The 6,000-nt window shown below is 67.4% G+C and carries 7 protein-coding genes and 1 pseudogene; 6 read left to right on the top strand and 2 right to left on the bottom strand.

What is annotated here, in order from left to right:
* Positions 1-83: 83 nt before the first annotated feature.
* The 4 genes and pseudogenes from IE275_RS46180 to IE275_RS28205 form a co-directional block, all read left to right on the top strand.
* Positions 84-404 (top strand): trypsin-like peptidase domain-containing protein, encoded by a 321-nt coding sequence (locus IE275_RS46180; RefSeq protein WP_229870647.1) that lies wholly within the window; start codon positions 84-86, stop codon positions 402-404.
* Positions 405-944: 540 nt separating this feature from the next.
* The gene (locus IE275_RS28195; protein WP_189714234.1) at positions 945-1,394 is read left to right on the top strand and encodes a hypothetical protein; all 450 of its coding nucleotides are present in this window, start codon (positions 945-947) and stop codon (positions 1,392-1,394) included.
* Positions 1,391-1,891 carry a hypothetical protein gene (locus IE275_RS28200; protein WP_189714235.1) on the top strand — a complete coding sequence of 167 codons (501 nt, stop codon included), beginning with the start codon at positions 1,391-1,393 and terminating at the stop codon, positions 1,889-1,891. Before IE275_RS28195 ends, IE275_RS28200 begins: the two co-directional genes overlap by 4 nt.
* 92 nt (positions 1,892-1,983) lie before the next feature.
* Positions 1,984-2,201, top strand: a pseudogene (locus IE275_RS28205) (LexA family protein); the annotation flags it as partial.
* A 458-nt stretch (positions 2,202-2,659) separates the two neighbouring features.
* On the opposite strand, the gene IE275_RS28210 reads toward IE275_RS28205, so the two are convergent.
* Positions 2,660-3,169: a MarR family winged helix-turn-helix transcriptional regulator gene (locus IE275_RS28210; RefSeq protein WP_189714236.1), complete on the bottom strand. Its 510-nt coding sequence runs from the start codon at positions 3,167-3,169 to the stop codon at positions 2,660-2,662.
* 142 nt (positions 3,170-3,311) lie between these two features.
* On the opposite strand from IE275_RS28210, the gene IE275_RS28215 reads away from it, so the two are divergent.
* Together IE275_RS28215 and IE275_RS28220 are read left to right on the top strand one after the other, a co-directional pair.
* Positions 3,312-3,983: an NAD(P)-dependent oxidoreductase gene (locus tag IE275_RS28215; RefSeq protein WP_189714237.1), complete on the top strand. Its 672-nt coding sequence runs from the start codon at positions 3,312-3,314 to the stop codon at positions 3,981-3,983.
* 737 nt (positions 3,984-4,720) lie between these two features.
* Complete coding sequence (locus IE275_RS28220) at positions 4,721-5,083, top strand: hypothetical protein (RefSeq protein WP_189714238.1); 363 nt, start codon at positions 4,721-4,723, stop codon at positions 5,081-5,083.
* 412 nt (positions 5,084-5,495) lie between these two features.
* On the opposite strand, the gene IE275_RS28225 is transcribed toward IE275_RS28220, so the two are convergent.
* Complete coding sequence (locus IE275_RS28225; RefSeq protein ID WP_189714239.1) at positions 5,496-5,843, bottom strand: hypothetical protein; 348 nt, start codon at positions 5,841-5,843, stop codon at positions 5,496-5,498.
* Positions 5,844-6,000: the final 157 nt, after the last annotated feature.

Genomic DNA, 6,000 nt, shown 5'->3' on the forward strand with positions numbered 1-6,000 from the left:
ACCCTCGGGGTGTCCAGGGACCTGCACGCCTGGAGCTTTCTGCCGCGCGGACCAGGGCGACCCGTACGGTCGCCCGGATCTCGGTGCGGGAGAACGGCCGTGAGCCGCATGTCGGCACCGGCTTCCTGGCGTCGCCGAACCTGCTGCTGACCAACCATCACGTGCTCCCCGACGCAGAGGCCGCCCGGCAGAGCTTCGTGGCCTTCGACGCCCAGGTCACCGTCGACAACAGACCCCAGTTGCCGGCGCGGTTGGAGCTCGACCCGGACGGGTTTTTCGCGGCGGACCAACGCCTCGACTTCGCCCTGGTGCGCGTCGCCCCCGGCCCGGACCTGCGGGCTGCGGGCTGCGGGGGAGACGTTCGGCTGGAACCGGCTCAGCGCCTGCCTCAGGTTCGGCCATGACGTGCCTTCCAATCTGGCTCGCCTCTTCCACCGATCCGACCGATCTCCCCAGCGCGCAGACGCGTTGACCAGCATGCTGGAGGGCCGACGCGCCCTTCGGACCGCTCAACTGCCGGAGATGCGCCGGAATCGCGCCAGTGGGATTCTGTTTGGAGTGGAAGTAGCCCCCACTGGGCGGCACTCCACCCCCTCCAGTCCGCATCGAGCCCAACTGTGACTTCAAGGGAGAGGTGTGCGATGAGGCTTGGGCGTTGTTTGGTGGCTGCGGCTCTCTTGACCCCCACTGCCTTCATTGGGTTGGTGGAGCCGGCCGAGGCGGCCACGCTCCACCGCGTTACCGTCAAGGGATTTCTGCGAGTCCATGACGAGGCCGGACTTTTTGCATCCGGGGAAACCAAGACCCGTAATCTCGACAGGACGTTCGAACTTACGCACGCTAGACCTGGAACCTCGTGGTTGATCTCGGTATGTGCTGACCATGAGACCAGGGGCGATTTGAGCATCCGGCTGCGACTCAGAGGTGAACAGGTTACCTCCACTGTGAAGCTCTCCCTGTACGAGTGGGAGGAGTGCGATCGCACCGATCTCGAAGATGTAGCCACTCCCGCTCCCCGACGGATCGACAACGGCGGAGAAGTGCGGTATCTCCTCACGGCGGAAAACCAGGAGACCAGCGACGACAGCGCCCATGCGAATTTTTCCGTGACTCACGACTTCGGAGCGCCCACGGAACCCACGACTGTGACCGCTACCAGACAGGTCGATCGACTGAGCGGCCTGCGTCAGGTTCACATAACCTGGGGTGACACGAGTGCCGACGAAAAGGGCTACGAGATCCAGAACATCGCCACGCCCGATCAAACTCGTCGAGTGGGACCGAACAGGGAATTTTATGACTGGCCCCTGCCGCCCCGTGAACTGCAGTGTTTCCGAGTCCGTGCGCTAGGCGACCCGACACCATCGGACTGGTCGGCCTTGGTGTGTGCGTGAGGGCCGCCAGTGGCTGCCCGACCCGGACGGTCGCCCAGCCGGTCCTGGCTTACAGGGAGATCTCCTACAACGCCAAGGGCGACACCTCCCTGGCGGCCGTCCGCCCGAAGAACGGCACCTCACTGGCCGACAAGAAGGAATACCAGCGCGTTGCCGAGTGTCTGGGTGACGTCTACCGCGCCGACTTCCTTCCCCTCACCCCCGCCAAACCGGTACACCTGTCCGCCCTCGGCCAGCGGGTCGCCACCACCGCCAAGAACACCGAGATCCTGTGCCTCGTGGCCAAGGACGAGGCAACCGCCGACCGTGCCGCGGCAAAGTTGCGCTCCGTCGTGGCCGACGACGCGCCGACCTTCGACGGCACGAAAGTGACCGTCGAGAAGGGCGAGCAGCCCGTGGTCCGGGCGGTCGTCCCGGACACCGGCACACAGCGGCCGGGCCGGCTGATCCAATCCAACATGGAGCTGTGGATGGCCGTCACAAGCTCCGAGTTCTGACGAACCAGGCGCCTCACCGCCGAAGCACCGGACGTGCTCGGGACTCGCGGCCGGCGGACGTCGTCCGGTATCAGAGTCCGGTGGCCCGGACGATCGATGCGGCGATCTGCGACGGCGACGCCGTGACCGTACGACGCCAGGACAGCGCCGCTCGCGGTGCCATCGTCGCCGCGCCCTGGACGACGAGGCCACCATCAAGGTCCTGCGCCGACAGGACGGTCAGGTGTGGCCGGTGCCTCGCAACTCCGCCTATCAGCCGATCCCCGGCGACCAGGCGCAGATTCTCGGCAAGGTCGTCGGCGTCCTGCGCCTCCTCGGAACATCCCAGCCTGTCCAGCCCGGCCGGGACGAAGAGTTCGGCCAGCTGCACACCGACCACTTCGCCGTCTGGGACCGATCCCGCGCCTACGCGACCGCCGTCCGCGCGCTGCTGCGGGCCCGCACCTGACACCGCTCCATTCGGACGAAGTCGCCTTCTTCTGCGGCGGCTTCACCTCCAGGTTGCGTGCACCGGGGGACGGGTGCGGCACCTTGGACGCAGGCCCGGTTCGTCACTCCCCCGTGGCGGCAAAGCGCGCCCCTCTACGTGGCCGACGGCTCCGGCGAAGAGGTCTCCTCGAGGACCTGCCGCAGATCTGCGTACATCCGCAGCCGTACATCGGCAGAAGACTGCCCGGCTTCAGATCTCGGTGCTCGATCTTCTTCTCATGGGCATGGGCGAGTGCGGATGCCAGCGGCCCGCCGACGCGGGTGACGTAGGCAGGCCAGTCAACGGGACGGCCGCCCGTCATCTCCTCCCGCAGCGGGCCGTCGGCGGGGTGCCCGGCGGCGTGGGGCGTTGCGCAGGTTGTCGCGGACTCGGGTGAGCACGTCCGCCATCGCCGTGACGTCCTCCTCGCTCAACGGGCCGAAGAGCTCTCGCGCGACGAGGTCGATGTGGCCAGGGAGTACGTGTGCCAGGGCCTCCCGGCCGGCCTCGGTGATCGTCACGGTCACCGAGCGCTCGTCGTCGGGCGACGGGGTGCGGACGATCAGGCCGTTCTGCTCCAAGCGGTCGGCCTGGTAGGTGAGTCCGCTGCGGCTGTAGACGACGCCGTCGGCGAGATCGGTCATGCGCACGCTCTGGTCGGGAGCCTCGGCGAGCTGTGCCAGCACGCGGAACTGGATGTAGCTGAGGTTGCCCTCGTCGCGCAGCTGCTTCTCGACCAGTTGTTGCAGCAGGGCTCCGGCCTCCATGAGGGCGAAGTAGGCCGCGATGTGTCGGGGGGTCGGCTCCATGGTCCACCGTCCTTGCTTCGAGTTCGAAGTATGCTACCGTCAAGTATGCGCTTCGAATTCGAAGCACTTTCCCCCGACGCTTCGAATTCGAAGTAAATAGTCCCGAGTGGGTCTGCGCGGACCCCGGAGGAGGAGAAGAATCATGAAGATCGTCGTACTGGGTGCCACCGGCAACATCGGCTCACACGTCGTGAAGGAGGCGCTGTCCCAAGGGCACGAGGTCGTCGCCTACGTCCGCAACCCCGACGCGGTACAGCGGCGGGCCGGGCTGACCGTCGTGCAGGGCTCCCTCGATGACCCTGCCGCACTGGCCAAGGCCTTCGCCGGCAGCGACGCTGTGATCTCGGCCATCGGGGTCGCCCTGCGCGCGAAGAAGCCCATCGACCTGATGCAGCGCACCCTGCCGGTCATCACCGCCGCCGCGCAGGACGCCGGTGTCGAGCGGTTCGTCCTCGTCTCCGCGTTCGGTGTCGGGGACACGGCCGCGAAGGCGTCGTTCCTCGGGCGGCTGGTCTACAAGACGGTCGTCGCCGCGATCTTCAAGGACAAGGAGCTCTCGGAACAGAGCCTGCCCGCGAGCGGCCTGAACTGGACGATCGTCCACCCGGTCAACCTCAAGGAGGCCCCCGCCGTCCCCGCCGTCGCAATCAAGCGCCTCGATCAGGTCGCCAAGGTTCCCGGCCTGCCCACCCTCCCCTTCGCGAACGTGGCGCGCGCCCTTGTCGAGATCGCCGGCGACCGCGCCCTCGCCGGGCAGCGGGTGTTGGTCACGACGGAGAAGGGGTGGAAGCCGCAGGGGCACCCGGCGGCTTGAGATCGGACTGCGGCAGAGCGTGGGCGGGATCGGTTCAGGAGATCCGAATCTGTCCACGACACACACTCGGCAGCCGACGTGATGCCGTGCGAATTGTGCAGGTATCCCACTAGGTCGGCGGTTTCCGCACTCAGGCCCTTCGGTAGGGCGGTGTCCGCAGCGAAGGCACCCCGACGACCTGAACAACCTCGCCCGGGCAGCCGGGAACCTCCGCCGCCTGCAATGGGGCCACCACCTCCTCCATCGTGCCGCCGACCACGGCAGCACGGACGCCCTGCACCACTTGGCCGTGATGTGGGAGAGGCCGGGTACGGGGAAGAGGGGAGCGCTTCCTCCGGCAGGCCGCCGACCAGGGCAGCGCCGACGGCCCCCCTCTGCACAGGTTCGCGATCGGGGCCCCTGGCGAACGCCGTTGCTCTGGGCGCGGCCGTCCACGCGGTTCACATCCGTCAGCTGTTGTCCCTGCTTCCTGCCGCCAGTGCCTCGTGATTCTCGGCCGGTTCATTTTCTTGTCGGCCGATCGGCCGATCGAGCATGTCGGTTCGGTGAGTGGTGATGAGGGACTTCCGGGTTCCTTTCAAGCTCTGCTGTGAGCGGCACCGAATCTAGGAGATCAGCATGCGGAAGATGGTGCGATTCGCCGTCGCATTGGCCGGGGCGCTTGCTCTGGCAGGAGCAGGCGTCGGCAGTGCCGAGGCGCGGGGGACGGCCCGCTGTCTGGCCTTCTGTCACCGCTGGTGTGTGGGCTGCAGAACAACGTCAACGGCAACAACAACCAGATCAACCAGCGGGCGACGTGCGAGCAGGCCGCTACGACGACCCCACCACCCGCAGGCGGGATCACGGGCTACGAGGTCGTCAGTCAAGGCAGCTTCACCTTCTTCGAGCCCGGCACCTTCACTACCGCGGTCATGTCCTGCCCTGCAGGGAAGCGCGTGTTGAGCGGCGGCTACATCGTGACCAGTGGTAACCCGAATTTCCTCAGCGTGACGCAGACCGGCCCCACTGCCGACGGGACGGGCTGGCGGATGGGTGTGGCCGCCACAGGTGGACCGGTGAGTGGCGAGTTCTACACCATCTGCGCGAACGCAACGGCTTGACGGGGCGTCTCGTCGGACGTGCGTCCGGCGCCACGTGTTCGTCAGGGGTCCACTGGGGTTGACCGGCACATAGCCATGACAGAGCCCGGCGATTCGGGCGAGCCCATCATGGCCTTGATGCTCCCCGACGAGATGTGACCCCGGGGGCCTTGACCAGCCTGCGTCCGGGCGCGGCAAGCGTCCTGGCGGCGGTCTGCGGACGCCCGCCTGGTCGCAACGGCTCGATCCGCCCCCACAGGTCATCCGGCACCATCCACGGAGGACCGTTCCCCTTCCCCATGACTCGTTCAACATGACTCGTTCAACGAGCCATGGGGAAGGGGATATGGCTACGACCAGGCTTTGTGTTAGGTGCTCTAGGCCGAGGATCGCGCCCTGCCCCGTACAAACCGGGCCTCATGCCCCTGCCTGATCAGCGGGCCAGCAGAGCACTTCCCGTACCGGCCACTGCCGAGCACGCCAACAGCAGGCAGGCGCAGGCCGCGTGTCGTCTGAGGAGAATGCGACGCAACGCGGCGTAGCGGGCCTCGTACTCGTCGCGCAGACGCTTGGCCCGTTCGGCGGTGGCCTGGAACGCCTGCCGGGTGAGGCCGAGGCGTTGCTCGGTGTAGTGACGGGTGAGGTCTTCCGCCTGACCGCTCGTGAGCCAGGGCAAGCGCGCGCAGAGCGCGGCGGCCTCGTGCTGTGCCCGCTCGCGCTCTGCTTGCAGCAGCAGGTAGCCCTCGACCTCGTTGGCGAATGCGGCCTCCTGCCGGTCCATCGGGGCTCCTCGACGGCTGGACGGTGTCAAGGCCGGCCGCTTTCGGATCCCGGCACTTCCCTTGGGCCCAGTCCGCCGAGCTGGGCCTCGTACTCGGCTTGCGCGATCTCGGGGTGGTGCAGGTCGAAGGCCGGGGATTCACTGCGGATCCGCGGCA

The organism is Streptomyces phaeofaciens (genome assembly GCF_014648915.1).
GTDB classification, from domain to species: domain Bacteria; phylum Actinomycetota; class Actinomycetes; order Streptomycetales; family Streptomycetaceae; genus Streptomyces; species Streptomyces phaeofaciens.

Excerpts from the sequence above, each read along its gene's own strand:
- IE275_RS28210 (WP_189714236.1), bottom strand. The coding sequence starts at position 3,169 with ATGGAGCCGACCCCCCGACACATCGCGGCCTACTTCGCCCTCATGGAG.
- IE275_RS28225 (WP_189714239.1), bottom strand. The coding sequence starts at position 5,843 with ATGGACCGGCAGGAGGCCGCATTCGCCAACGAGGTCGAGGGCTACCTG.
- IE275_RS28215 (WP_189714237.1), top strand. The coding sequence starts at position 3,312 with ATGAAGATCGTCGTACTGGGTGCCACCGGCAACATCGGCTCACACGTC.